Origin of the sequence: Streptomyces sp. NPDC059567 (genome assembly GCF_042735655.1) — a bacterium.
Taxonomy (GTDB): Bacteria; Actinomycetota; Actinomycetes; order Streptomycetales; family Streptomycetaceae; genus Streptomyces.
The window spans coordinates 13771-38684 of record NZ_JBHWBS010000030.1 but is presented as its reverse complement, the minus strand read 5'-3'; the positions used below and the strand labels follow the sequence as shown (position 1 = coordinate 38684).

34 protein-coding genes and 1 tRNA gene are annotated in these 24914 nt (G+C 69.7%); 17 read left to right on the top strand and 18 right to left on the bottom strand.

Going from position 1 to position 24914, the window contains the following annotated elements; all coding sequences use genetic code 11:
* Positions 1-37 precede the first annotated feature (37 nt).
* Complete coding sequence (locus ACFVZW_RS16255; RefSeq protein WP_384521584.1) at positions 38-196, bottom strand: hypothetical protein; 159 nt, start codon at positions 194-196, stop codon at positions 38-40.
* A 102-nt stretch (positions 197-298) separates the two neighbouring features.
* On the bottom strand, positions 299-607 hold the full coding sequence (locus ACFVZW_RS16250) for a hypothetical protein (RefSeq protein WP_384521582.1): 309 nt from the start codon (positions 605-607) through the stop codon (positions 299-301).
* 348 nt (positions 608-955) lie between these two features.
* Here ACFVZW_RS16250 and ACFVZW_RS16245 point away from each other — a divergent pair, with 348 nt between their 5' ends.
* Both ACFVZW_RS16245 and ACFVZW_RS16240 read left to right on the top strand, forming a co-directional pair.
* Positions 956-1831 (top strand): bifunctional DNA primase/polymerase, encoded by an 876-nt coding sequence (locus ACFVZW_RS16245; protein ID WP_384521580.1) that lies wholly within the window; start codon positions 956-958, stop codon positions 1829-1831.
* Positions 1832-2111: 280 nt separating this feature from the next.
* The gene (locus tag ACFVZW_RS16240; protein WP_384521577.1) at positions 2112-2510 is read left to right on the top strand and encodes an amphi-Trp domain-containing protein; all 399 of its coding nucleotides are present in this window, start codon (positions 2112-2114) and stop codon (positions 2508-2510) included.
* Positions 2511-2692: 182 nt separating this feature from the next.
* Here the strand turns inward: ACFVZW_RS16240 and ACFVZW_RS16235 are convergent, their stop codons facing one another.
* The 13 genes from ACFVZW_RS16235 to ACFVZW_RS16175 form a co-directional block, all read right to left on the bottom strand.
* Positions 2693-3871, bottom strand: coding sequence for a tyrosine-type recombinase/integrase (locus tag ACFVZW_RS16235; RefSeq protein ID WP_384521575.1), 1179 nt, complete (start codon positions 3869-3871; stop codon positions 2693-2695).
* Positions 3871-4080 carry an excisionase family DNA-binding protein gene (locus ACFVZW_RS16230; protein WP_384521572.1) on the bottom strand — a complete coding sequence of 70 codons (210 nt, stop codon included), beginning with the start codon at positions 4078-4080 and terminating at the stop codon, positions 3871-3873. Before ACFVZW_RS16230 ends, ACFVZW_RS16235 begins: the two co-directional genes overlap by 1 nt.
* A gap of 2 nt (positions 4081-4082) precedes the next feature.
* Positions 4083-5489, bottom strand: coding sequence for a replication initiator protein RepSA (gene repSA, locus ACFVZW_RS16225; RefSeq protein WP_384521657.1), 1407 nt, complete (start codon positions 5487-5489; stop codon positions 4083-4085).
* Positions 5490-5724: 235 nt separating this feature from the next.
* Entirely contained in the window at positions 5725-5907 is a 183-nt protein-coding gene (locus ACFVZW_RS16220; RefSeq protein ID WP_384521569.1) for a hypothetical protein, read from the bottom strand.
* Positions 5908-5997: 90 nt separating this feature from the next.
* Complete coding sequence (locus tag ACFVZW_RS16215) at positions 5998-6546, bottom strand: GGDEF domain-containing protein (RefSeq protein WP_384521566.1); 549 nt, start codon at positions 6544-6546, stop codon at positions 5998-6000.
* A 5-nt stretch (positions 6547-6551) separates the two neighbouring features.
* Positions 6552-6791, bottom strand: coding sequence for a hypothetical protein (locus tag ACFVZW_RS16210; RefSeq protein WP_384521563.1), 240 nt, complete (start codon positions 6789-6791; stop codon positions 6552-6554).
* A gap of 1 nt (position 6792) precedes the next feature.
* Positions 6793-7143: a SpdD-like protein gene (locus tag ACFVZW_RS16205; RefSeq protein ID WP_384521560.1), complete on the bottom strand. Its 351-nt coding sequence runs from the start codon at positions 7141-7143 to the stop codon at positions 6793-6795.
* An 11-nt stretch (positions 7144-7154) separates the two neighbouring features.
* Complete coding sequence (locus tag ACFVZW_RS16200) at positions 7155-7313, bottom strand: hypothetical protein (protein ID WP_384521556.1); 159 nt, start codon at positions 7311-7313, stop codon at positions 7155-7157.
* A 17-nt stretch (positions 7314-7330) separates the two neighbouring features.
* A complete protein-coding gene (locus tag ACFVZW_RS16195) occupies positions 7331-7519 on the bottom strand; it encodes a mobile element transfer protein (protein ID WP_384521553.1) in 189 nt (62 codons plus the stop codon).
* A gap of 19 nt (positions 7520-7538) precedes the next feature.
* A complete protein-coding gene (locus ACFVZW_RS16190) occupies positions 7539-8198 on the bottom strand; it encodes a DUF2637 domain-containing protein (RefSeq protein WP_384521550.1) in 660 nt (219 codons plus the stop codon).
* Positions 8199-8217: 19 nt separating this feature from the next.
* Positions 8218-8397, bottom strand: a complete 180-nt coding sequence (locus ACFVZW_RS16185) for a hypothetical protein (protein WP_384521547.1) — start codon at positions 8395-8397, stop codon at positions 8218-8220.
* Positions 8398-8482: 85 nt separating this feature from the next.
* The gene (locus ACFVZW_RS16180; protein WP_384521545.1) at positions 8483-9835 is read right to left on the bottom strand and encodes an FtsK/SpoIIIE domain-containing protein; all 1353 of its coding nucleotides are present in this window, start codon (positions 9833-9835) and stop codon (positions 8483-8485) included.
* 2 nt (positions 9836-9837) lie between these two features.
* Positions 9838-10167 carry a hypothetical protein gene (locus ACFVZW_RS16175; RefSeq protein ID WP_384521542.1) on the bottom strand — a complete coding sequence of 110 codons (330 nt, stop codon included), beginning with the start codon at positions 10165-10167 and terminating at the stop codon, positions 9838-9840.
* Positions 10168-10333: 166 nt separating this feature from the next.
* Here ACFVZW_RS16175 and ACFVZW_RS16170 point away from each other — a divergent pair, with 166 nt between their 5' ends.
* The 3 genes from ACFVZW_RS16170 (at position 10334) to ACFVZW_RS16160 (ending at position 13395) form a co-directional block, all read left to right on the top strand.
* The gene (locus tag ACFVZW_RS16170) at positions 10334-11170 is read left to right on the top strand and encodes a sigma-70 family RNA polymerase sigma factor (protein ID WP_384521539.1); all 837 of its coding nucleotides are present in this window, start codon (positions 10334-10336) and stop codon (positions 11168-11170) included.
* Between the two features lie 76 nt (positions 11171-11246).
* On the top strand, positions 11247-11984 hold the full coding sequence (locus tag ACFVZW_RS16165; protein ID WP_384521537.1) for a protein phosphatase 2C domain-containing protein: 738 nt from the start codon (positions 11247-11249) through the stop codon (positions 11982-11984).
* 820 nt (positions 11985-12804) lie between these two features.
* Positions 12805-13395 (top strand): hypothetical protein, encoded by a 591-nt coding sequence (locus ACFVZW_RS16160; protein WP_384521534.1) that lies wholly within the window; start codon positions 12805-12807, stop codon positions 13393-13395.
* A 976-nt stretch (positions 13396-14371) separates the two neighbouring features.
* Here ACFVZW_RS16160 and ACFVZW_RS16155 read toward each other — a convergent pair.
* The 3 genes from ACFVZW_RS16155 to ACFVZW_RS16145 all read right to left on the bottom strand — a co-directional run bounded on the left by ACFVZW_RS16155 (position 14372) and on the right by ACFVZW_RS16145 (position 16074).
* A tRNA-OTHER gene (locus tag ACFVZW_RS16155) sits at positions 14372-14450 on the bottom strand.
* Between the two features lie 72 nt (positions 14451-14522).
* A complete protein-coding gene (locus tag ACFVZW_RS16150; protein WP_384521532.1) occupies positions 14523-15173 on the bottom strand; it encodes an HAD family hydrolase in 651 nt (216 codons plus the stop codon).
* A 34-nt stretch (positions 15174-15207) separates the two neighbouring features.
* Positions 15208-16074 carry a GntR family transcriptional regulator gene (locus ACFVZW_RS16145; protein ID WP_384521530.1) on the bottom strand — a complete coding sequence of 289 codons (867 nt, stop codon included), beginning with the start codon at positions 16072-16074 and terminating at the stop codon, positions 15208-15210.
* 451 nt (positions 16075-16525) lie between these two features.
* On the opposite strand from ACFVZW_RS16145, the gene ACFVZW_RS16140 reads away from it, so the two are divergent.
* The 12 genes from ACFVZW_RS16140 (at position 16526) to ACFVZW_RS16085 (ending at position 24833) form a co-directional block, all read left to right on the top strand.
* Entirely contained in the window at positions 16526-16783 is a 258-nt protein-coding gene (locus ACFVZW_RS16140) for a DUF6284 family protein (RefSeq protein ID WP_384521527.1), read from the top strand.
* Positions 16780-17649, top strand: a complete 870-nt coding sequence (locus tag ACFVZW_RS16135) for a DUF2637 domain-containing protein (RefSeq protein WP_384521524.1) — start codon at positions 16780-16782, stop codon at positions 17647-17649. The genes ACFVZW_RS16140 and ACFVZW_RS16135 overlap by 4 nt, the downstream gene beginning before the upstream one ends.
* Positions 17649-17996 carry an RRQRL motif-containing zinc-binding protein gene (locus ACFVZW_RS16130; protein WP_384521522.1) on the top strand — a complete coding sequence of 116 codons (348 nt, stop codon included), beginning with the start codon at positions 17649-17651 and terminating at the stop codon, positions 17994-17996. The genes ACFVZW_RS16135 and ACFVZW_RS16130 overlap by 1 nt, the downstream gene beginning before the upstream one ends.
* Positions 17993-18373 (top strand): DUF6251 family protein, encoded by a 381-nt coding sequence (locus ACFVZW_RS16125; protein WP_384521519.1) that lies wholly within the window; start codon positions 17993-17995, stop codon positions 18371-18373. Before ACFVZW_RS16130 ends, ACFVZW_RS16125 begins: the two co-directional genes overlap by 4 nt.
* Before the next feature lie 2 nt (positions 18374-18375).
* On the top strand, positions 18376-18564 hold the full coding sequence (locus ACFVZW_RS16120) for a hypothetical protein (RefSeq protein WP_384521516.1): 189 nt from the start codon (positions 18376-18378) through the stop codon (positions 18562-18564).
* A gap of 262 nt (positions 18565-18826) precedes the next feature.
* Positions 18827-19252, top strand: a complete 426-nt coding sequence (locus ACFVZW_RS16115) for an NUDIX domain-containing protein (RefSeq protein WP_384521655.1) — start codon at positions 18827-18829, stop codon at positions 19250-19252.
* Positions 19252-19449, top strand: coding sequence for a DUF6257 family protein (locus ACFVZW_RS16110; RefSeq protein WP_384521514.1), 198 nt, complete (start codon positions 19252-19254; stop codon positions 19447-19449). The genes ACFVZW_RS16115 and ACFVZW_RS16110 overlap by 1 nt, the downstream gene beginning before the upstream one ends.
* Before the next feature lie 89 nt (positions 19450-19538).
* Complete coding sequence (locus ACFVZW_RS16105) at positions 19539-21665, top strand: ATP-binding protein (protein ID WP_384521511.1); 2127 nt, start codon at positions 19539-19541, stop codon at positions 21663-21665.
* A 306-nt stretch (positions 21666-21971) separates the two neighbouring features.
* Complete coding sequence (locus ACFVZW_RS16100; protein WP_384521508.1) at positions 21972-22874, top strand: bifunctional DNA primase/polymerase; 903 nt, start codon at positions 21972-21974, stop codon at positions 22872-22874.
* On the top strand, positions 22871-23269 hold the full coding sequence (locus tag ACFVZW_RS16095; RefSeq protein ID WP_384521506.1) for a hypothetical protein: 399 nt from the start codon (positions 22871-22873) through the stop codon (positions 23267-23269). Before ACFVZW_RS16100 ends, ACFVZW_RS16095 begins: the two co-directional genes overlap by 4 nt.
* Positions 23266-24438, top strand: a complete 1173-nt coding sequence (locus ACFVZW_RS16090) for a DUF3631 domain-containing protein (protein ID WP_384521503.1) — start codon at positions 23266-23268, stop codon at positions 24436-24438. The genes ACFVZW_RS16095 and ACFVZW_RS16090 overlap by 4 nt, the downstream gene beginning before the upstream one ends.
* 206 nt (positions 24439-24644) lie before the next feature.
* On the top strand, positions 24645-24833 hold the full coding sequence (locus tag ACFVZW_RS16085) for a helix-turn-helix transcriptional regulator (protein ID WP_384521501.1): 189 nt from the start codon (positions 24645-24647) through the stop codon (positions 24831-24833).
* Positions 24834-24914 lie beyond the last annotated feature (81 nt).

The following is a 24914-nucleotide window of genomic DNA, read 5'->3' as shown; positions in this document are numbered from 1 at the left end:
CCGGGGGAACGATTATGGTTTCTGACTGTCCGTCAGATCACGTAGTCGTGTCAAGGTCGCGGAGAGGCTGCTGAAGCACAGGGACGGCGGAGCCGAGGATCGTGCCGTCGGCGAGGTTCTGCGCCGAGCGGTACGAGTGCAGGTCGAGGACAGCGGGCACGAACGGGCCGTCCCAGCCGAAACGGTCGGCACACACGGAAGCGGCCCGCGCGAGGCACCGAAGTACCGCCGCGCAGGCCGCCGTTCACCCCTCAGTCATGCCCCCCGTCGGGCCGGACCCCAGCTGCCGGGGTGCCGGCTAGTACCACCAGGGGTGGAAGTTGACGGTCGCATTCGACTGGCCGATGGAGGTGAACCCGGAGCCGTTCACACTCGCGGTGTTGTTCTGGTTGGAGGCACCGGAGCCGGTGGCCACCTGCTGCGTGGTGGTCGAATTGCCGAAGTTGTCGCCACCCACGCCGCTGCCGATGATGGTGGCGACGCTCGTGTTCGATCCGTCGTCCGCGAAGCCGCCGTTGTCGGCATGCGCCACGCCGCCGAAGAGCGCGGCGGCGAGGGGCAGGGCGGCAGCAGCGGCGAGAACGCGGGCGGTACGGATGCTTGCCATGTGATTCCTCCAGAAACGGAACTGCGGCTGAAATCCTGAAGTGCAGAAGCACTCAAATACGGCTTGCTCCAAGGCAGTTGGCCGACCGCCTCGGTCGTTGTGCTCGACGTCGCGACTCCAGAGTTGCCCACGCAATCCCCGGCGAACCACCCTTCAGCGGCTGATTCCCCCTCAAGCGTGAGGACAAGTCGATAAACCCCCTTCGCGCGCTCAAAAGCGCAGCTCACCGCCGTTATGGCGAGGTCACGCCACCGGGAACCGCGCCACGGCAGAGAGGAAGCGTTCCGGCAGATTTTCAGCCAATCCTCCCCTCTTCCCTTCTTCGAACGCTTGTACGAAACTGAGTCCATGGCCACCTCCGACCGGCGCTCCGCCACCCTGGCCCTGGCCCACGCCCTGTCTGCGGCAGAGCGCGGGCTCCCCGTCATCCCCTTGTCCGCCACGAAGCTCCCAGCCCTGCGCTCACCGCACCGGGACGACCCGCACCCGGTCTCCTGCCACGGGGAATGCGGCCGGCCGGGGCACGGAGTGCACGACGCGACCACCGACCCCGCCGCCGTACGGGCGCTGTTCGCCGCGGCGCCCTGGGCGACCGGCTACGGCATCGCATGCGGCCGCCCGCCGCACCACCTCATCGGCGTCGACCTCGACGTGACCCACTCGGACGCCCCCGCGGACGCCACGGCCGAGCTGCGTCACCTGGCACTCCAGCACCTGTTCACCCTTCCGCCCACGGTCACGGTGCTCACCCCGAGCGGCGGCCGCCACCTGTGGCTGACCGGCCCGCCGGGCGTCGTGGTCCCCAACTCGGCGAGCCGCCTCGCACCCGGCATCGACATCCGCGGCGCCGGCGGCTACCTCGTGGGACCGGGCTCGGTGACGGCCAAGGGCGCCTACCGACTCGCCCCCGGCAGCGAGAACCTCGACCCGGCCCCCTGCCCCCGCGCCCTCCTGAGCCTGATCGCACCCCCCACTCCACCTCCACGCCCCCACCACCACGACCCCACCGGCCCCCGCCACGGCCGGGGCCTGGTCCACTTCGTCCTGACGGCCCACGAGGGCCAGCGCAACACGCGCCTGTTCTGGGCGGCCTGCCGGGCATACGAGAACGGCCTCGGCGACGCGCTCACGGACGAACTCACCACGGCGGCGATCCGCACGGGCCTGACCGAACGCGAGGCCCGAGCCACGATCATGTCGGCGGCCCGCCTGACGGCCCACTGACCCGAGGCGGACGGAACCGGCCGCTGACCCGGGCCGACGGATCCCGGCCGCTGACCCGGGCCGACGGAACCGACCCACCGGCGCGAGGCCCCGGTTTCGACCACCGACCCAAGGCCGACGGAACCGGCCCACCGACACGGAACCGGCCGCTCCTTCGCGGGGCGGCCGTCGTCCCTTCCGGCCCTTCGGATGGCGCATCGGACGGGCCCGCCGAGATGTCCGCCTCGATGTCTGGCAGCAGACTTGGTTCGACCCACTGTTTCTGCCGACCGGAGTCACCATGACGGACCTCAAGCTGGAGCAGAAGCGCTCACTGTCGCGCCTCGAAGCGGCTGACCAGCTCACCGCGCTCGCGGACGCGCTGCGGAAGGGCGGGGAGGCCGAACTGGAACTCGGCTTCGGGAGCCTGAGCCTGCGGATCCCCGACGACCTCCGGAGCGAGGTGGAGATCGAGGTCGAGGACGGGGAGATCGAGCTGGAGATCGAACTCAAGTGGTCGACCGCCCGGTCCCGGTCGCAGGGGGCGCCCGCCAAGGCCGAGGCGGCCAGGACACCCAAGAGCGCCCCCACGAAGAAGACGGCCGCCCGAAAGCCGAGGAGCACGCCCGCCAAGTCGGCGCGGAGCACCGGCACCGCCAAGACCAGGACCACCAAGCGGGCCGCCAAGAAGACGGCCTGACCGAACCACGGCCCACAACCTAGGTCCCCGACCGCCCGGACAAGCCGACGGCCCCCGACCATCGATCCTGGTCAGGGGCCGTTCACATGCGGTGGGTGTGGGATTTGAACCCACGGTGACTCGCGCCACGACGGTTTTCAAGACCTTTCGGCGATCAAGGCCGGTCAGCGCTCCGTCGCAGGTCAGACGCGTGCAGGGACGCTAGCGGAGCCGTCGTCATCGTCGTCGTGCCCTCTACGTGCCCTATCGGCATCCGTGTGCCCCTCCAACCAGGCATCGGAGGCGGTTGCCACTTCGGCGTCCCGTCCGGCGACAGGACGGGCGTAGTGCCGGGTGGTCACGCTGGCGTTCGAGTGGCCGAGGCGGTGCGCGGCAGTCATGACGCCGTACCGATCAGCGACCCACGTCCCGTGCGAGGCCCGAAGGTCATGCGGAGTCACGTCGGTCAGACCAGCCGCAGTGACCGCAGGGTCGAAGTGCGCCTTGCGCCACTGGTTGTAGCGCAGTGGCCGGCCGGACCGGTTCGTGAACAGCAGCGCTTCGTCACCGCCCGGGAGCACATCGAGGTAGACGCCGAGCCGCTTCGCGAGCGAGGGTGCCAGCGTCAGGACACGCTTCTGATGGGACTTGGGGGTGTCGAAGACCAAGGTGCCGTTCGCCTCCGCGAGGTTCTCGTCCACGACCAGGAGGCGGGCGGCGACGTCGACGTCCATGCGCCGGAGCGCGAACGCCTCCCCGACTCGGAGCCCCGCGAACGCGAGAAGGGCGATCAGGAGGTCATGCGGCTTCTCGGCCGAGCGGACGATCCTCGACGCCTCCACCTGCGTGAGGATGTGCGGCTCGGTCTGCGGCATCCGGGGAAGGCGCACACCACGGCAGGGGGTCTGCGCGATCAGGTCGTTGTCGACCGCCGAGGCCATGACCTGCGACAGCACCCGGTACGCCTGCCGGATGCGTGAGGAACTGAGTCCAGCGCCCTTCATGTCCGCGACCCACTCAGTCACAGTGATCGGCCGCAGGCTGGACAGCTCCCGGTCGCCGAGCGCCGGGTTGATCCGGGAGTTGATCAGTGACCGGTACGTCGCCTGGGTCTTGTGCTTGAGCTGAGGAGCGACAGCGGCAAGCCAACGAGCCGACCAGTCCCGAACAGTGGTCGCCCCCTCTGCCGGGTCGATCCATCGGCCGTCTTCGATCTCCACGCGCTTCTTCGCGAGCCACAGATCCGCGTCGGTCGAGGTGGCGAAAGTCCGGTCAGCAGGCCTCAGGAGCCCGTCCGGCCCGGGGTAGCGAGCCTGGTAGCGCCCCGAGGGCAGCTTGCGCACGCGCCCGAAGCTACGGCGGGCCTTCCGCTTACGAGCCACTACGCAGCCCTCCTCAAGGCGAGAGGCCTAAGCGTCATCGGCTCCACGGTGTTGGCCATGACGAAGGCCGTGACGGCGCTCTCAGGGATGCGGACGTGTCGGCCGACCTTGACGAAGGTGATCCGGCGCTCTTCGATGAGCCGCCGGGGGAACCGGGCGGTGGTACCAAGGAGTTCGGCCACTTGGTTAACGCTCAGCAGTCGGTCCATGGTCACCACTCCCCCGGAATGTCGTTGGCTTCGATTTCGGCCCGGATCTCGCGGGCGTGCTCGCGTTGGTGCTGGATGTCGCGGCGGATGTTGGCGGCGAGCCAGGACTCACCCGGGGTGGAGCCGTGGCCGGCGTAGGTCCAGTGGGCGACGACGAGGACGGTGGCTTCGGGGTTGTCGTCGGGGTCGGGCAGGCCGAGGGATGCGCGTTGCTGGGTGGCGCGGTAGTCGGCACGGACCTGGCGTAAGGCGCCGAGAGTGGTGGAGTAACGGCGGGACTTGGTGGAGAAGTGGCCGCGGAAGCCGAGCATGTGAGCCCAGGCTCGAAGGCGCCGGCCGGGGTACGCCGCATCGAGGTCCATGCAGGCTTCCATGAGGCGCCGGGGGTGGTCCGGGACGCCGAGAAGAATCAGGGCCTCCTTGTTGCCCACCCGGTGGTCGACGGACCCGGTGGTCTCGGCGGACTTCGTGGCGTACTTGGCGACGTACGCGGCAACGGCCTGCTCGGTCAGTTCCTCGCCCTGGCCGAAGGCACCGATGGGCTGGACATCGAGCTGACTCCCCCATGCCAACTCCACGTCCTGGTCCACGCCGTACTCGGGGGCGGCGGGCACGGTGACTTGGACGCGGGCGGCAGCGGCCCCGATGGCATCGGTGAGGAGGTCGAGGGTGGCCCAGGCCGGGGGCGGGGTGTCGGGGCCGTCGGGGCCGTCGAAGCGAATGACGGCGTGAAAGTGGACGGCGCCGCGCTTCTGGTACTCGGCGACCTTGCCGAAGGAGACGCGGGACTGCTCGCGAGCAGCCTTCTGCGTGAGGCCGGCGCGACGAGCGATCTCGCGGCGGAGGTAGATCGTGAAGTACCGCCACAGCTCGGAGGCGTGGTTGTTCCACAGCACCGCGCCCGCGTAGTCGTACGACTCGGGGTCGAGCGGGGTTCCGAGTTCGGGCGCGTCCTCCTGGTGGTGCGTCCCGCAGCGGCACGGGCGCGTGCCGGGCCGGTTGTGGACCGGACCGAACGACGGGGCGGTCAGCGTGGCGAAGACGCGGGGGTGGTCGCGGATGGTGTCGGGGGTGCCCTTGTCGGGGTTGCCGACGAGTCCGGCACGGATCAGGTGGTAGGTGTCACCTGCGTAGGTCCAGGCGCAGGCGGGGCAGCGGGAGGCACGCCGGTTGCCGCAGGCGACCCGCAGGACCCCGCCAGGTTCGGTGTCGGTGGTGTACGCGTGGAGCACGGTCTTCGTGGCGGGGTCGAGGAGCTTGGTACCACCGGAGAGGCGGATGGGTGCGGCGCATCCCCCGGTGCGGCGGAGTTGGTCCGTGAGGCGGTCGAAGCCGGGAGACCCGGCCACCCGGAGCAGATCGCTCAGGGTGGCCGGGTCCAGGCCCGCCACGGTGGCGGCGTCGGTCAACGTGGTCACTTCCCGTGCGTGGTGAGAGTGTCGAGAGCAACGGCGGCTTCGGTCGCGGCAGCTGCGAGTGCACGCAGGGACTCGGCAGAGCCCGGAGAGGCGAGGAATGCGACTTCGATCGCTTCGCCCTCGACCCGGAGGCTGACGAAGGGGCGGGAGCTGTCGGGGAAGCGGGTGACACGGCAGCGGGTCTCCGGCGTCAGGTGTCCAGAGATAGACAGATGGTTCATGCCGGTCACCGCCCTGCCGACACGAGCGCGGCCGACGTGGTGCGGATGCCGGTGCCCTTGCAGACCGGGCAGTTGGCGGGAAGCGTGCGGCGGCTCCCGCCCGGGGTGGTGGTGCCGGTGGTGATGTGGACGACGGGGAAGCCGTCGCAGTGGGAGCAGACGCGCGGGGTCGGGGCCTGGGGCATCATGGTTTTCCCTTTCGGGTCCGTTGGATCTGGAGGGGGTTGAGGCGCCCGGGGCGGCGGAAGTTTGGCGACCGAGGCCGCTCCGGGGGCCGCTTAGCGTGTGTTGCGCCTGCCGTGGCCCTTGGCCGCGTACATCGACGCGTCGGCGGCCGAGAGGGCGTCGGTGAGGACCGGGACCGGCAGGTGTTCGCGGTGGCAGTGCCCGACCGAGGCCGAGACGCGCAGAGTGTGGCCCTGGCGAGTGACCGGTTCATCCAGAACGGCCTGGAGGGCACCGAGGCCGGCGGTGTGGTCGGGGTCGGTGACGATGGCGGCGAACTCGTCCCCACCGAGCCGGGCGGCGATGCCGTGGCGTCCGCACCAGGCGGCGAGGCGGTCTGCCGTCTCGGTGAGCACGGTGTCCCCGGCGGCGTGGCCGTGGGTGTCGTTGATGGCCTTGAAGTCGTCCAGGTCGACCAGGACCACGAGCGCGTTGGCGTGCCGGGTCATGAGGTGCTCGGCGCGGGCGGTCCATCCGGCGCGGGTGTGCAGGCCGGTCAGGGGGTCTCGGCGGGCGGTGGCCAGGCGGCGGGCGAGCATGCTGCCGTGCAGGGCCCAGCCGAGGGCCGGTAACCCGGCGGCGGCGATCGTGTAGGTGTCCATGCCAGTCACCGGCCCCGGCGCCGGTTGCGGACCGGCTTGATGGGCGGGATGGCGTCGTAGGCGTTGCGCCCCTGGTCGAAGGAGGCCCGGTCGCTATCGCTCATGCCGCTGGTGCCGAGCTGGCGGTTGATGCGGCCGATGGCCTTGCGGTCTCCGTGGCGCTTGGCGATGGCGTACTGGCGGCCCAGCTCGGCCATCTGCGGGTTCGACGGCGTGCTCTCGGACTTGCGACTGAAGAAGCCCATGTCAGCGGTTCCTTTCCTGGTTGAGCAGGGACTTGAGGACGACGGCGCACACGGCGACCGAGACGGCGGTGATGGCGACCGCGAGGAGCATCGAGACGAGGACGGCGCCGACGACCAGGACCACCGCGCCACCGCCGGCGGCGAGGGCGACCGCGCTACCGGGGGTGAGCTGGACCGTGGAGCGGGCCTGGGCGACCGGCACCGGGGCCGGGGTGTGGTCGTGGTGGCAGGCCAGTGGCTCGACGGCGGTCGCGGGGGCGGTGGGCTGGATGAGCGGGGTGACGAGGCCGGTCGGGAGCGGGGTGACGAGGCCGGTCGGGAGCGGGTTGACCGGGACGTGCGGTCGGAACATGGCGGGTCTCCCTACTTGGTGATCGCGGTGTCGATGGCGGGGGCGAGGAAGCTGTCGGCGAGGAGGAAGCCGCCGAGGAGGATCACGACGACGAGCCACCAGGGCGGGCGGATGAGCTTGATACCGAGGGCGCCGACGACGATCAGGGCGAGCCAGAGCGGGACGTCCACGAGAGGGTCTCCTTGGGTCAGCGCGGGTTGCAGCGGTGGGTGCGGGCGGCGAGCTCGGCGGAGGCGCGGGTGTTGTAGTCGGCCGAGAAGTCGCAGCCGGGGGCGGTGCACACGGCGGTGTGCTTGGTTCGGCCCCGGCCGTCGTGGTGGGTGCCGACCTGCACCGGGCCGATGCGGATCACGTTGTGGAAGCGGTTCGGGCGCATGGGTCTTTCTCCTTTCGTGTCAGGCGAGTTGGAGGGCGATCGAGTCCGCCAGCGCGGCGGACAGGCCGAGGCGGGCGCGGAGGGTTGCCGCGTCGATCGGAGCGCCGGTCTGGGCGTGGTGGGCGTCCGCGATCTTCCGGGCGTGGTCGAGCAGCGCGGGCGGAACCGGGACGGCGGGCGCCAACGGGGCAGGATCCGGGCCTACTTCCTGCGGGGACGGATCGGCCGGCGGCAGCTCGGGCGCCGGTTCCGGAGCGCGCCCCACGCTCAGATCCGGCGCGGATTCCTCCACGGGCTCCGGTTCCCGCATTGGCACGGGGGCGTGTGCGTGGGCGAGGAGCGTGCCGCCGAGGAACGCGAGCGCGGGCCACCCGGCGACGAGGATGCGCAGCCACGGGGGAACGTCGTTCATGTCGAGCATTCCGGCGGTGGCGACGTTGGCGCCGAGTGAAGCGACGAGGGCGATGGCGAACCAGAGCCAGGCATCGCGGTTGCCCCCGTCCGTACGCATCCGGCGCCAGGCGGCGACCAGCAGCAGGTCGACACTGACCGGGTAGGCCCACGCCTTCCAGCCGTCCTGTCCGGCGGCCTGTGCCAGGTCGTGCAGGTGGGAGAAGGACAGGGCCCCGGCGATGACGGCCTGGATGAGCACGGCGTCGAGGCGGATAGAGCGCGCCATGGTCTTCACCTCCGGGCGGTCATTGGTCATCGGGCGTGCTGGCGGCGCGGGGGCCGAGGAAGAGCAGAAGTTCCTCACGTGCGGCGTCATCCGGTGCTGCGCGGTAGGCGGCGCGAGCGATGCTGAGCGCCTTCGTGAAGTCGCCGGCATCAACGGCTCGCTGGACCTTGCGGATCGCCGCCTGATTGGCGCGTTGCACAGGGCGTGCTCCTTTCCGGTTTCAGGCATGGGTGGGGTAGGGACCTGGCGCGAGACGGTCACGCCGACCGGGAGGGAAAGGGGTGTCAGTCCGTCGCCGGAATCGGCTTCACGAGCGGCACGGGCGGCTCGACGGACTCGGCGGGGGCGGGGGCCAACGGCCGGTACGCGGCGAGGGCCGGAAGGTCCGGCGTCAGGTGCGCGTACTGGGCACAGGTCGCGGCAGCGTCGGCCGCGCTCAACTCAGGTGTACGGATGCGGGACCAGCCGCCGGAGGAGTCACCGGCCACCGCGACACCGGGCCGGTCCGGAGGGATCGCCGTCACCGCCACCACAGCGTCCGGGGCGATGTCGGCCAGGCCCATTTCAGCGGTCTGCTTGTCGTTGACCCGGTGGACCACGCGGCCGGTGAGCTGCGCGCGAAGCGTGGTGGCGCCCTTGCCGAGGTCGGAGCCGAACCGCTGCCCGCAGACCTCCAGGAAGATGCCGGCCACACGGGCCAGCTGCCCGAGACGGATCATCTGCGTCACCATCCGGTCCCGGCGGTCCTCGTCCTTCTTCGCTGCGATGAGGAACAGCTCCGCGACCTCGTCCACCAGGAGCACGACCGGCGCGGGCCGCACCTGCTCGGGCAGAGCCCACACATCGGCGACGCCGAACTCGCTGAGCAGGTCGAAGCGGGCCTCCATCTCGCCGACCAGCGCATCCAGGAGCCCTGAGGCTTCCTCGGGTGTGGTCGCGAAGGCCGACAGCCGGGGCGCGTATCCGCGCTGCTCAACACCACGCTTGCAGTCGATCCCGACCAGAGCGACCGGCAGCCGGGCGAGCCCGGCGATCAGATTGCGCTGGTACATGGACTTCCCCGACTGGTTCGCGCCGAGCGTCAGCGCGTGCGGGACCTTCAGGTAGTCCCGTACGAATGCAGTGCCGTCCTCCCGCAGCGCGACCGGAACCGTCATCGGGCCCGACGGAATGCGGCGCGGCATCTTCACCCGCCGCAGAACGTCGTAGCCGGTCATCCGCAGCTCGACGAACCCCGGCTTGGTCTCCACCACGTTGACCGAGTGGACACCCCAGGCGTGCCGCAGCCGCTCGGAGGCCGCGACCACGTCGGCGGGCTCAAGACCGGCAGGGAGGCGGAGCGTGACCCGCATCCCGGTCGACGAACCCCGCACCCGCCGGACCTTCGGCGGAACCGGCTGCACGTCACTGCGGCGGGCAACGCTGCGGACCATGAACGCCCGCAGGCGAGACGGCTGAACCGTCAGCCCGCACACATCCATCGTGGAGTGATACGTCATCGTGAACCGCACCTGCGCGACCGGCAGTCCGACCAGCGACCAGAACACACGCGGCGCACGAGCCTTCGCGTAACCGAGTCCACCGGCAGCACCAGCCAGAGGGAGACCGACCTCCCATAACGTCGACACATCCACCATGGTCAGACCCCGGCCGTCAGGGCGACCGCACGGAACGAGATGCCGTGACGGGCCTGGCCGTTGAACGTGTTCTCCCAGTCCCGGGCCTTGAGGCCGATCACCGACACCGGCATGCCGGGCGTCAGGCCCGCCGGGAGACCGGTCTCCGGAACCGTGACCTGGTAGAGGTTGCCCTCCCCCTCGTCCGAGATCAGCAGGCCCACCGTGGACAGACCCGCACCGGTCTCCCGGTCGACGGCACGCTCACCGGTCTGCTTGCTCACGAGCTTCGGAGTCGGGGCGGTCGCGACGAACACCACGGCGGTCGAAAGGTCGATCTTGAAGGACGGCATTTCCACTCTCCCGGTAAGGGGGGCTTAACAGCCCGAGCGTCGAACCCCCGCTCCGCTAAGGGGGGGTTACCACCTAAGATGCACGCGACTGGTGCGAGGTGTCAAGCCCCCCTTAGCATGTTGGGTATGAAGACAGTTCCCCGTCCGTATCCGCGAGGTGTGCGCCGTGATTGACGAAGTGCGACGCGTCGCCGCCATGCAAGATCACGCGCTTCGCGTGAAGGCCGCCGTGGACCTGATGGGGGAACTCCAGGCCGCCGTTGTCGAGACCTCACGCATGCGCAAGGAGAGCATCGCTTGGCTTCGCGATCACGGGCACTCGATGGCGGACGTGGCGAAGCTGATGGGCGTCAGCCGCGCACGCGTGGCCCAGCTCCGAGACGCCGGCCCGCCGCCGGAGCGAGCGTTCCTCGGCACGCAGGACGTACAGGTACTCGTCCCGATGCGTCCGGGAGAGCGGGACTACGTGGCGCTCGAAGACAGCTCCACGGGTCAGAAGCTGCTCGCACTGGCACATCAGCTCCAGCTCGAAGGAGACCTGGGCTACATCCCAACCTCAGGCGAGATCGACCTCAACCGCGACGACCTCATCGTCGTCTGCGGACCCAAGACGTCTCCTGTCACCGCTGAAGCCCTCGGCAACGATCCGCACTTGGCTTTCGAGACTCTGCCGGACGGGCGTTGGGCTCTGATCGAGCGGGCCAGCGGCACCGTCCACACCTCGCCCACCGACAGCCCAGAAGACCCGACGCCGACGGACATCGCCTATCTCGGTCGGCTGCCGAAGCCCGACGGGCAGGGGACATTCCTCCTGATCGCGGGCGTTCACGCCGTGGGCTCGTTGGGTGTTGCCCACTTCCTGACCGAGAACATCGCCAGCGTCTACAAGGAGGCGGGTACCGCCCCGTTCTCCATGGTGGTCGCCGCCGACTACGAGCCGGGCACCAAGGCGATCACCGGCAGCCGGGCCCTGAGCGATGTCCTGATCCACGAATCGACCTAACGTGCTCGTACGCCAGGCCAGTTGCGCGCGACCCCATGGGGCTAACGAGGACTTCGTCCTGTCCAGCCCCGCCGCCATGGTGGTCGTGGACGGTGCCGGCATGGCGCCGGGCATGGAGTCCGGGTGCAAGCACGGAGTCGCTTGGTACGTACAGGAGCTGGGCACCCGCCTCCACACCGAGGCTGCCCGACAGGAGGCTCCACTCGTGGACTGCCTTTCCCATGCCATCGAGTCCACGGCTGATCTGCACCGCGACACCTGCGCTGTCGATGATCCACTCTCGCCATCCGCGACGGTAGCCGTGGCACGGGTGCGACGTGATCTCTTCGAATGGCTGGTCCTGGGAGACTGCACGATCCTGGTGGACAGCAACGGCATCGTCACGGCCGCGACAGACAACCGTCTTGCCCTCGTGGCATCGCAAGCCCGCGAAGCTCTCGCAGCCACGGCTCCTGGATCAGCAGCGCAGAGAGCGGCACATCAGGCCCTCGTCAGTGAGGAACGCAGTCTGCGCAACACTCCCGGCGGGTACTGGGTGGCAGCGGCCGACCCGGCAGCAGCAAGCCAGGCTCTCACCGGCGTCGAGAGCTCATCCGATGTCCAGGCCGCAGCACTGCTGACCGACGGCGCGGCGCGACTCGTGGCCACGTTCCACGCGACGGACTGGCGGGGCTGTCTGGATCAACTCACCCGCAGCGGCCCCGACGACGTGATCCGGCGAGTCCGCGAAGCGGAGCGATCCGACCCCGATCTCAGCCGATGGCCCCGAAGCAAGCAGCACGACGACGCGTCGATCGCGTACATCCGCCCATAGGGGAGCTGTTACAGGTTTCTCTACCTCATCAAGCACCCGGCTGCGCTGCCGCTCCGCCGGGCGGGCTTCCCGGCTCCGCTCGGGGCGACGCTCCTGCCTTCGGCCCGCTCCGCCCCCGCTGCGCCGACGCCCGCCCCTGCAAGACGGGATAGGCCCAAGGGCATGAGTCGAGCCCCAACGGCCGCCGATTCCAAGGTCACCGACATGCCTCCGGCGGGGGCCTCAGGCTCCGGGATGGCGGGGGCACCGTACGCAGGTGCCGGCCGGTGAGGTGCTGAGGCGGGGAACTCCCATCCCGTCTGCCATCGACCCAGGACAAGCCGAGCAGACACGGCACCGGGCGTCCAGGTCGTTCGTACAGTGGCGCGCTCCACCTGGACGCCCGGCACCGCGCCCGCTCCACTGACGTGTGGGTCGACGGCAGACGGGATGGGAGTTGGGGAAGGTAGGGGTTGAGGCGAGGCCCTAGACGCGACGCCGAAGCGTGATCACCGTCAATGCAAGGGCGGCAGGTGTGCCCATCGTCGGCCAGAGAAGTACGAGAACAAAGATCACCACAGCAACGCCCGCCATTGGCAGATGCCTGGCATTGCGTCGAGCGAGGCGTGCGGGACGATCAAGCAGCCCGGCGCACCACCGCCGTATGCTGGGTACGGGCATAGGACCTCCTTGGTCTGAAGCTCTTCACCATCGACGGCTTCCTGTTGGCGCAGGGAGCCGTCACTCGTTGAGGCCAGCTCCGCCGTCGGTTTCCATGTTGACGTACCACACCGACAGGTAAGCGCTTTCTGTCTATGAAGCGTCCACGTAGAGTGGACGCATGAGCCCAGAAGCTGGGGAAAATCCATCGGTCAGAAATCCGCCCAACACCACCTTCGACCCCACTCGGCCATGGCCGTGGGTGTCCTATGAAGATCCCGCTTGGCATCACGAGCCTTGGGATGTGATGGATCACGAGGATCTTGCTGATGCAGCAGTTCGCTTCGCGATCCGGTTGCTCAGCGTTTCAACCGAGGGCATGAACGTGTGTGAGGCAGCGGCCCTCGTAGAAGGTGCGGCCAAGCGGGTAGCTGGCGACGTGGTAGCCGAGGCCCGCACGCAGCGCTATTCGTGGGGTCGCATCGCAGCGGCATTCGGTGTTGGCAGGACGGCGGTTCAGAAGCGATTCGGCCGGTGGCCGACCCAGGAGCGATCCCTGACGCTGGAGGATCAGTACGTAAGGATGGCGGAGTTCGTGAAGAGCGCCGAGCTGACCCCGAACCTTGACGAGGACGAATACGAGGCTCGCGGCACCCAGGACGCCCAGGAGACTCGCCGGCGATGCATTCGACGCCGTCGAGGCCACGTGATCAACCCCCTTGATCGGTTTCACAAGGTCGTGTCGCGTCGGGGTACGGCCCAGTCGGAGTAGCTTCGGCGGCGACACATGGGCTGTCGTGCCTCATGCCCCACGCATCGTCGAGTGGACCCGCTCTACGCGAAACCTCCTCCATCCCTCAGCAGAGGGCAGTTCTGGCCATGGATGGAAGGGGCGCATTCGGCCTTTCGTGGCCAACTGAGGGCTACCAGGCCGCCAGAGCAGAGCGCGAACCGGGATCTCTGGCCGCGCTGATTGTTCTGATCTTGGTTCATCCACAGATCTTTTTCTAATCCACAGAACGTGAAAAGCGTCGTCGCAGGTCAACGGCCGCAGTCGCTGACGAGTCCACAGTCGCGTCCCCTGATTCGTACACAGGAATCCGACAACTACCCACAGGTTTATGGGCACTTATGCACAGGGGCTGTGGAAAGTCAGCTTGGATGCTGTCACGGCGCGTGCAACCATCTGCCCAGCACTACGGACGGTAACGAAGTAGTGCCACTGCCACGCCGTGGCGGGCAGGGCACCTTGGCGGTGCCCAGCCGAAAAAGAAGCCCACCCGAACCGCTGCAGCTTGCCGGCCTGGCGGTAGGGGTGGGCGCTGAACCTTGGAGGCTCAACTATGAGTTTCACCCTTGCCCCTCGGGGCCTGTCAAACCGCACCCCCCTGCCCTGGGGTGTCACGGTGCTTGTGATTGTCGTGATCTCCGTGTTCATGCCCGTTGATCTGGTCACGGTCTGGACGAACGTCATCGCGTTGGCGACAGCGGTTCTCGGCTATCGCGTACAGCAGCGGCGTACCGCGACCACAGCAACCGACCCCGCCCGATAGCGTCCGTCCGGGGCTTCGACGCGGCCGGTATGAGCCTCACTGACCGATCCCGCTAGAGCTACGGATCAGAAGGTGACCGTGCCCCTCCCGTGCCCGATCTAGCGGGAACCGGCAGGGAACCGCGGTGATGTACGGGCAGCGAGCACGAGAACGGCCCCTGACCGATTTACCTGGTCAGGGGCCGTTCACATGCGGTGGGTGTGGGATTTGAACCCACGGTGACATCGCTGCCACGACGGTTTTCAAGACCGACTGGCGTGCAGCGACAACTCCCCTTCTGACCTGGGCCTTCCTTAAATCCGTGGCGCCGCACGCCGCTCCTGGCCCACACATGGCCCATAGGGCATCAGGGCCTCGGTTCGGCGAGTGCCCGCGCGACGGCGCTCATGTCGAGAACAATCGCGTCCGCGCCGGCCTCGTCGAGAGCCGCCTCCTTCGCCGGTTTGTTGGCGAAGCCGATACTCGTCGCCGCCGCTGCTCGGGCCGCCTCGATATCGGACACGGAGTCTCCGATGAGGACGGTCCGCTCTGGGGTGGAGCCGAGGAGCGCGGCGGCTTCGAGCAGGGGATGAGGCGACGGCTTCATGAGGTCCGGCCTCAGGACTGGGCGGCCGACCACCTCGTCAACGACGCCAAGGAGGCCGTTCGACGCGAGGTAGGCGCGCACGCACTCAGCCGAGTTGTTGCTCACGACCGCCACGCGCCTTCCCGACTCGCCTGCGGCCTTCATCGCTTCGACGGCACCCTCGGTGGGTAGCCCGGCGACAGCAACAGCCCTCACCTCTGCCGCAGTGAGCGCAGCCTCGACGGCCGCCAGGACGCTCTTCCCTGCCTGCGCCGAGAGCTGGTGGACTTCCATCGGATCGTCCGTGGCGCGCGCCTGACGCTCAAACCCCGGGGCGAGTTCGGCGAGGAGGTCCGAAAGCTCTCGGGCGACGCCCGGGGCCGGGACCCCCCGGAATACGTTGCAGATGGGACCGTCAAAGTCGAACAACACGGCATCGCATCGTTCGAGCAGGCCCGTCAGAGAGTCAGAGCGCATCCGGCTTGCGGTCCCTTCCGATCGTCTCCCACACACTGTCGAACCACATCTGTGCCTGCTCTACCTGCTGCGCCCCGCTAGACGAGTCGCCCTCGTTGACGGAGTGGTGGAACAGGATCGTGTCCTTGCCCACGAGGTCGAAAATCTCGATGACTTCACCTTGCGCGACCACCTTGTTCGGCCGGATCGGGTAGTAGCCGAAAAACGCGTCTTCCTTGTTGATCACGTAGAGCTTGAAGAACTGCGTGCCGCTGTGGACCCGGACGCTGACGCTGCTCTCCTGGACAAGGCCCAGGTGTTCAAGCTCGCTTATCGAGTCCGAGATGCTGCGGGTGTAGCTGGCCATGATGTCGTGCATTCGCGCTCGTAGACGCGGGTCATCGGCGCAGTCCTCTCGACGTACAGGCGCTGCCTGAGGGACGGCCATGTCAGGTACGAGGATCCGGATTCGGATACTCGTGGGGGTGAGCCGTCCGACACGAATCTTGTCGAGCGGCTCTTGCAGAGCCCCGTGAAGGGTCTCGCTGGAGAACCCGGCGAAGTCGATCGTCACGTGTCGACTGGCGAATGCCTGCTCGACGTAGGGCCGGAGGCCCGCCGGCCGCTCTGTCCGATTCCGAACGAAGACGCCGCTGCCCTTGCGTGAGACGACGAGCCCTTCGTCCTCCAGGTCGCGGATCGCGCGCTGAATCGTGGCGCGGGCGAATCCGTAGTGCTCCGTCAGCTTCGCGTGCGACGGCAGCTTCTCCCCGGGCCCCAACTTCCTGGTGCGGATTGCCGCGCCCAGGCTGCGGGCCACCTGCTCGTACGGCGGTCGGTCGTCGTCCGGGTCCAGAGGCTCAAGCACGAAGTTCATGCCTCGATGCTACGGCCAACCTGACTATCTGGACAGCTTGGATAGCCAAGTGTTGACGTGACTAGCCAAGCTGGCTACGTTGTTCTCGTGCCCACCGGGCTAGCCAAGTAAGTCAGGCTGAACGGGTGAGCTGCGTCCTCATCGACGCAGGTCAGGGCATGTGCCGCCTGGAGGAGTCCGTGAAACGGCTTTGAAGGAAGCGGTCGTTCCTTGAGAACTGAACAGCGTGATGAGGGTTCGCCGCCTGTCCTTAGGCACAACAAGGCGGCCGGCGCGGCACAGGTCCGCGCACCCAACTACTCGCAGTGCATCGCTGCGGCCGGTTGCCTCCTCCGCCCGTCTCGTACGGGCGGGGCCGAGGGGAGCCGGATGGTTCCAACGGCGAGACCCCCCGGTGTTGGAGCACCGGGGGGTCGTTCCGGGCCGTTCCTGTCTGAGAGGAACACACCCAATGAAGTCCATCGCTGCACTTCAGGCCGTTGTTACGGCCACCCCGTTCGACGGTGAGCCGTCGGACGCGGAGTTGGACGCGATCGAGCAGGAGATGCCGCTGATCCGGGCGGAGGTCGACCTGCTCGACGCGGAGATCATGACGATCGACCGGCCGGCCACCGTGCTGGACGAGCGGCGTATCCGCCGGGCCCGTAACCGGGTCATGGCGGCTCGCCGTGACCTCACGAACCGCCTCGGTTCGGGTGAGGCGGCGTGAACCGGGCCGGTAAGACGCTGCTAGTCCTCGCTCTGGTCGCCGTGGTCGGTATGGCGTTCCGCGTCTCTTGGAACGCGCTGCGGGACGTGGCCACTGCGGTCGGCGCGGACGAGACGGGCGCGAGGCTCTACCCGTTCGTGGTCGACGGCCTGATGGCCCTGGCCCTGGTCGCCACCCTGGTCCTGACCGATCGGGCGGACAAGCGGTTCGCGCTGCGGGTCCTGGCCGCCTACACCGCCGCCTCGCTCGTCCTCAACTTCGTGCACGGTCTCGTGCCGGAGCTCCACGGCGAGTCGGTCGACTGGACCCGGCTGGCCGACTGGGACCCGGTCAACTGGCTGCTCGTCCTGCTCGCCACGAGCCTGCCGGTCGGGTCGATCTACTTCGGCTCCGATCTGGTCGCCAAGGTCCTGCACCATCGACCGATCGACCCCGCGAATACGGAGAAATCGACTCAGATCGACACGGAACGGTCTACCTCTGGCCTGGCCGAACCCGCCCCGGAGCCGGTACCCGCGCTGGCCGGACCGGTCCCCGTCGACGGGCACGAGGAGGTCGATTCTCCGCTCGATGGGGAGTCGACCGATCGGGTCGGTGTTCGTGCGGTCGCGGCTGAGCAGTCGGTTCCGCGTCGGGCGACCGGTCGGGTTCCGGACGTCGCGCGATCGACCCGCCCGCGCCGCACGGTCGATGAACTGCTGGCTGAGGCGCGGCAGTTGACGGAGTCGTGGTCGGTCGAGCAGTTGACGGCCGAGGGTATCCGCAAGGCTCTGCGTACGTCCCCGGACAAGGCGCGGATGCTGCGCGAGACCCTGCGGGCCGAGCGGACCGCCGTACCGGCGCCTGAGCCGGTCGCGGTCGGCTGATGGGCACCCTCCCCGTGTACCCGTGGCGCCTCGCCCCCGTGGGGTTGGCCACGTTCCGGCAACTTCGGGCCCGTGGCCTCCGCCCCGGGGGTCAGCCGGTCGTGGCACAGCTCGAACGCCCCCGCCGCCGGCGCGGCCCGCTGGTCGCCTACCTGTACCGGATCGACCAGGCCAAGCCCGTACGCCCCATGACCGAACCGAAGCGAGCCGCGCTGGCGAGGGCGAACGCGGCCCGCCGCATCTGCCCGAACTGCCGCCGGGATGCCGGGTACCGCATCCCGGTCTCGCTCGGCATGTGCACCCCTTGCGCCTACCCCGAGCCGCAGTCAGAGAGGACACAGCCGTGAGCAACCTGCCCGAGCCCGCACCCTTGGTGCGGCTGGCGGACGGCACCTACGCCTACGCCGACCAACTGCCCGCCATCCACAAGCCGACCGCCGCACCCCAGGTGGTCCACCAGCACATTCACCACGCGCCGCCCGACCGGACCGTCCAGCGGATCGCGCTGGGTTCCGGGGTGGGTGCCGGCGCGGTCGCGGCCGGGGTCTACTTCGGCCCGCTGCTCGTCGGTGCGCTGACAGCCATCGCGGCCAACCTCGCGATCCTCGCGTTCCTTGCCGTCTGCCTCGCCTGGGGCGTCGTCACCGTCGTGAAGTCGGTCGGTGGCCCGGATGGCAAGGCTGCGGCCGAGACGGTGCGCAAGGCCCGCCGGAAGGGGCGGTGACCATGTTCCGCGCTGGACAGACCGTTCTGATCGTCGCCTGTGAGGACGACCCGCGCGCGGTCGGCAAGACCGGCCGCATCCTCGACGAGGTGCCCCCGGGGCCACTCACGGACGGGCGGTGGACCGTCGACCGGATCAGCCCCTGGATCGCCCCGGTCCTGTGCCACAGCCACGAACTGCGGCCCGCCTGACGGCTGCCCGATCCGCCCGACCGGCTCGGGCGGTGAGGGGAGCCGGACAGACCGGCCCGGAAGGGACCCCGCCGCTGTGACCAGCAACGACTACCGCGCCCGCGCCGAACACCTCCTGACCAGTCAGCACCCGCTCGACCTCGACCCCACCGTCGTCGAGCAGGCGGCCGTGTGGGCGCAGCTCGCCACCGCCGCCGCGATCGTCGAGGCCGCCGAGCTGAATGCGCCTCTGGCGTCCCCCATCCAACGAAGGACAGAGAACATGACCGAGACGTTCGAGACCATTCGCTACACCGCAGATGTCGTCGTCACCAGGACCGACGGGTACGTCCTGCTGATCGAGCGTGGCTGGGACCCCTTCAAGGGGCAGTGGGCGCTGCCCGGTGGCCACGTCGACCCCGGCGAGACGAGCCGGGCCGCCGCTGCCCGTGAGCTCGCCGAAGAGGCCGGCGTGTACGCGGCGCCGCAGGAGCTGACCCAGGTCGGCGTGTTCGACGAACCCGGCCGTGACCCGCGCGGCCGGTACATCACCGTCGCCTACCACCTGACCGTCATCCCCGGAACGATCGTCGAGGCCGGCGACGACGCGACCCGCGCCGAGTGGTGGCCCCTGTGCGACCTGCCGCCGCTCGCGTTCGACCACGCCGCGATCATCGAGGCCACCGAGCGGAACGACGAGGCCAACTGATGGCGGCGCCCGACCCCAACTACCCCAAGCTCACCGCAGGCGAGCACGCCCGGGTCGCGCTCCTGGTCGCCCGGATGGCGAAGCGCTGCCTCGCGAGCGAGACCGTCGACCGCAGCGACCTGGAACGCAAGGTCGACCGGATCCTCGACCGGGCCCGCAAGCGCGCCGAGCGCGAAGAGGACAAGCGCAAGAAGTAGCTGTGTCCCGGGGCGGCCGTCCCGGCCAAGGAATCGGGCCGCCCCGGGCCCTGCACCGCCACCCATTCGAGCAGCAGGAGAAGACCAGCATGACCGAGAACGTCATCCCCCTGTTCAAAGACCCCCAGACCGAAGACCCCACCACCCCGACCACCACCCCGGCCGCGCCCGTCGCGGTGATGCCCGTACCGGTGAAGCCGGTCCGGGTGTGGAAGCGCACCGGCCGCGCAGTCGTCCGCGTGGCGACCCACGACCGCACCAAGGGCACCGGCCGGGCCGTGGTCCGGCACGGCTCGTACGTCGTCGGCGGGACGAGGATCGTCACCCGCCGGGCGTGGGACGGCCGCACGGGTGCCCGCTACGAACGGCTGCTCCGCGCGGCCGAAGCGGCGGGCAACTACGAAGCCGCGGGCGACTGGGAGGAGCGGCTGAGCCGCTTCCGCGAGCAGCGCCACCGGCGGCGCATGGATCTCCTCATGGCCCCGGAGAAGCTCGTGAAGGGCGCCGCCTACGGTGTCGGCGGCGGACTCGGCGCGCTGATCGCGATCGGGGTCGCGCTGGCCATAGCGAACAAGGACGCGGGCGACGTCTTCACCCCGCTCATGGCGCTGGTGGAACTGATCCGGCTGCTTGTCACCCTCGTGACGATCCTGTGGGGGCCGCTGGTCGCGGTCGGTCCGTGGCTGGCGCTGGCGGGGGTGTGGGCGGTCGGTCGGCACCGGGGCGCCGCACCGCAGTGGGCCCTCCCCACGAGCGCCCGCGCGGATGACGCGGGGGCGCCGATCACCCCGTCCATCGTCGTGACCGCGCTGCGAGACCTGGGGGTGGCGCCGTTGCGGAACGCCATCAAGGAGATGGGCGACGCGGGTGCTGCGATGCTCGGGCCGATCCGGATCGCGGGATGCGGTGTCGAGGTCGACGTCACGCTCCCGTCCGGAGTGTCGACGGCGGAAGTGCAGGGCCGCCGCCGGAAGCTCGCGGAGAACCTCGCGCGGCACGAGCACGAGGTGTTCATCACCCTGCCGACCGCCGCCCGCACCGTCCGCCTGTGGATCGCGGACTCCGGGGCGCTGGACGAGCCCATCGGCCCGTCGCCGTTGGTCACGGACGAGACGATGACCGCCGACTACACCAAGGGCCGCGCCCCGTGGGGCCAGGACCTGCGCGGCGACGCGGCGACCCTGAGCCTGTATCAGCGCCACCTGCTCATCACCGGCCTGTCGAACCAGGGCAAGACCGCCGCGCTGCGTGCGCTGGCGTTGTGGCTGGCGCTGGACCGCATGGTGGAGTTCCGGGTGGCGGACCTGAAGGGCGCCGGGGACTGGGCCATGTTCGACGGGCTCGCCACGGTCCTGATCCAGGGCCCGACCGACGAGCATGTCATCGAGGCCACCGAGATGCTCGAAGGTGGGGTCACGGAGATGGAGCGTCGTCTTCAGGCCCCGCCCGGAACGACGTTCCCGCCGCTGGTCGTGCTGGTGGATGAGGCGCAGGTCGCGTTCATGTGCCCGGCCGTCGACGGCGAGAAGCGCCAGTACGGCGGGTCCAAGGCCACGTCCCGGTACTTCATGGCCGCCCGGAAGATTCACAACCAGGGCCGGGCGGTGAACGTGACTCTGTGGCAGGGGACGCAGGACCCGACCGACCAGAACCTTCCCAAGCTGGTCCGCGAGGGCGCCCACACCCGCGCGTCCCTCGCGCTCGGCACCGACTCCCAGGCCCGCATGGCACTGGGAGACAAGGCCGTCGACGGCGGCGCCGCGCCGAACCTGCTCCGCCCCGGGCTCGACAAAGGCACCGTCGTGGTCGCCTCGGACGGCATCAAGATCCCCGCCGGACAGGCCTCCATCACGGTCCGCACCCACTACATCGACACCGACACCGCCGGCGTCATCGCCGAGCGGGCCAAGGCCCTGCGCGACGGGGTCACCACCCTGCACATCGTCGACCCGGGCGAGGAGCGCGACGCGCTCGCCGACATCTACAGCGTCCTCGGCGACACCTCCCGGGTGCTGACGGCCGACGTCCTCAAGCGGCTCTCCGCGCTCAGCGACAAGGCTTACGGCACGTGGACGCCCGGGGACCTCAAGCGGGTGTTGGAGGACGCTGGCGCGGAGCCGTACAAGTCGGACGGCCGCATGGTCGTGGGCCGCGAACGTGTCGCCCGCGCCCTCGCCAACCGCCCCACCGACGGTTCCACTTCCGCCCAGATGTGACAGGGAACCAACCCCCGAACCCTCAGGGAGGCAGGGAGAACTCCCTGAACCCCTCCCTGACCCGCATCCCTGGCCCTGACCTGCACAAACGATCTCTCAGGGAGGCAGGGAGGCACCCCGCCTCCACCTGCGAAAACCCCCTCCACAAGGCATCCGGCAGGGGGTACCCGCGCCTCCCTGACCGACCGCAACCAGTTATTCCGGTTGCGGTCGCCATGAACGCCGAGAGCGGCCCCCGCAAGTCCGCCAAGACCGGGGCCGCTCTCGCTATCCAGCACCACTTCGAGAGGACTGGAGAACACCAGCATGACGCATGACCACCGTCCCGCGCTGCTCCGCGCAGCACTGGACGCCGCCGAACGCGGCTGGCCCGTGTTCCCGTTACGCCCCGGCGACAAGCGGCCCGCCGGACACCCCGAGGCGTCCTGCCCCGGCACCGGGCGGTGCGCGGGCGGGCACCTCGTGCCCGAGCAGCGCGCCACCCTCGACCCTGACCTGATCCGCGCCGCGTGGACGATGCGGCCGTACAACGTCGGCGTCGCGACCGGCCCTGCCGGGCTGCTCGTGGTGGACCTCGACACGCTCAAGCCGAAGGACGTGAAAGGAACGCCTGACGGCGTGACTTCCTTGCAGGCGCTCTGCGAGCGCGCCGGGCAGGCCGTCCCGGCGACCTACCGGGTGCGGACCGCGAGCGGGGGAGGGCACCTGTACTTCACCGCCCCGGACGGTGTTCGGCTGCGGTCGACGGCGGGCACGCTCGCCCGGAAGGTCGACACCCGGGCGTGGGGCGGCTACGTCGTCGCCCCCGGCTCCATCGTCCCCAGCGGCTCGTACGACGTCGTGGACGCTCTCCCGGTTGCTGAGCTGCCCGCGTGGCTCCTGGAGGCTCTGACGCCCCCTCAGAAGCCCGCACGGCCGGTACTGCTGTCCATGCCGAGCCGGACGAGCCGGTACGCCGACGTGGTGCTGGAGCGCGAGACCGCCGCCGTCGCCACGGCCGTGGAGGGCGGCAGGGAGGCCGAGTTGTTCCGGGCCGCCCGCGCCGTCGGGCGCTTCGTCGCATGGGGCGACCTCGACCGGCACACGGTTGAGGACGCTTTTCAGAGCGCTGGAGAGGCGGCCGGCCTGAAGCCCTACGAGTGCCGCTCGACCCTGCGCAGCGCTCTGAACTGGTCCATCCGTAACGCCCGACCCCGGGAGACGGCATGAGCGACCACCCCAACCCCCCTCTGAAAAGCAACACCCCGACCACCGACCGCCCCGCCGTCGCCGAGCAGCCCCGGCACCTGCGGGCCGTGGGCGCCTCGAAGGTCGTCGCCGAAGGCGTCCCTTCTGCCCTTCTCCCGAACCCCAGCGACCCGACACCGGACCAGCCCGGCATCCGCATCCACGCGGCTCCGGTCTACCGCTCGCACTACGACGGCGCCCGCTGGTCCACCCGCACCGACGGCACCCCCACGGCCGCGTACGCCTGCGCCTGCGGCCAGACCGGCACCGCCACCGGGGCGAACTCCGTGGCGGCTCTGGTCCCCGAGTACACCGCCCACAAGACCGCCTGCAACGGGGCCGTGGTCCCGCTCACCGAAGGGAGGACTGCCGCATGAGCGTGCAGCCCATCGACGGCGCCGCCCTGCTCGCCGAAGTCGAGCAGTTCCACCGCCGGTTCAACGTCTTCCCCCGCGAGGCCGGGTATGTCGCCGTCGCCCTGTGGGACGCGCACGCCCACCTGATCGACGCGTTCGACTCCACGCCCCGCATCGCGTTCCTCTCCCCGGAACCCGGCTCGGGCAAGTCCCGCGCGCTGGAGGTCATCGAGACCCTGGTGCCCAACAGCATGGCCGCCGTCGACGCCTCACCCTCCGCCCTGTTCCGGGCCGTGTCCGGGGTGGACGGAGAGCGGCCCACGATCATCTTCGATGAGATCGACACCGTGTTCGGGCCGAAGGCCGGGGACAACGAGCAGCTCCGGGGCTTCCTGAACGCCGGACACCGCCGGGGACGGCTCATGTACCGGTGCGTGGGGGACGGCTCCAACCAGACCGTGGTCGGCTTCCCCTCGTACTGCGCCGTCGCCGTCGCCGGTCTCGGCTCACTCCCGGACACGATCCTGACCCGCTCCGTCATCATCCGGATGCGCCGCCGGGCCAGGAACGAGAAGGTCGAGCCCTACCGGATCGGCGACCACGAGAAGCAGGGCCACGCCATCCGCGACCGGCTCGCCAAGTGGGCCGACCAGGTCCGCGACCGCGTCGGCGGCGCCCGCCCGGTCATGCCCGACGGGGTCACCGACCGGCCGGCCGACGTGTGGGAACCCCTGCTCGCCATCGCCGACGCCGCCGGGGGCGACTGGCCCGAGCGCGCCCGCGCCGCCTGCGCGGAACTGGTCAAGGCGTCGCAGACCGACGACAAGGGCTCGCTCGGCATCCGGCTGCTCACCGACCTGCGGGACCACGTCCTGATCGGCGTGGACAAGCTCCCCACCGTCGCCATCCTCGACCGGCTCAACGCCCTCGAAGACGCCCCGTGGGCGGACCTTCACGGCAAGCCGCTGGACAACCGGCGCCTGTCCAAGATGCTTGGCGAGTACATGACCGGCGACAACACCCGCATCGTCTCCCGCAACATCCGCACGGCCGGCGGCATCCTCAAGGGCTTCTTCGCCGACGACCTCCACGACGCGTGGACGCGCTACTGCCCGCCCCAGGCCCCGCCCCAGGACGGCGCTACATCCGCTACGCCGCTACAGCCCAGCTCAGACCCCCTCTTCCCGTAGCGGCACCTCCCGGTGTAGCGGCTACGCCGCCACGCCCCGGAAGTCCCACCCGGGGCCACCGCGAGCGGGCCGTAGCCGCTACACCCAACCTTCCCGCTACACAAAACCCGCCGCTGACCTGCGATGTAGCGGCGTAGCGGATGTAGCGGACTCTCCAGAAGGGGGCCAAGAGGCCCCAAGCCACTTCACTCAAGGAGTGCACCGCCATGGCACGCCCGCAGATGCTCAAGCTCCCCGAGGTGCTGACCGAACTCGGCATGAGTCGAGCCGCCTTCTACCGGATGCGCGCCCGCGCTCAGGGCCCCCGTCTGATCAAGCTCCCCAACGGACAGCTTCGCGTGCGCCGTTCGGACCTGGACGCGTGGTTGTCCGGGTGTGAGGAAGCCGCCGCCTAATCCGTCCCCACACCGAGAGGGGGCGCGGCGGGGGGGGGCCCCCGCCCCCCCGGTGTGACCTACTCAAGGACCAACGAGTCA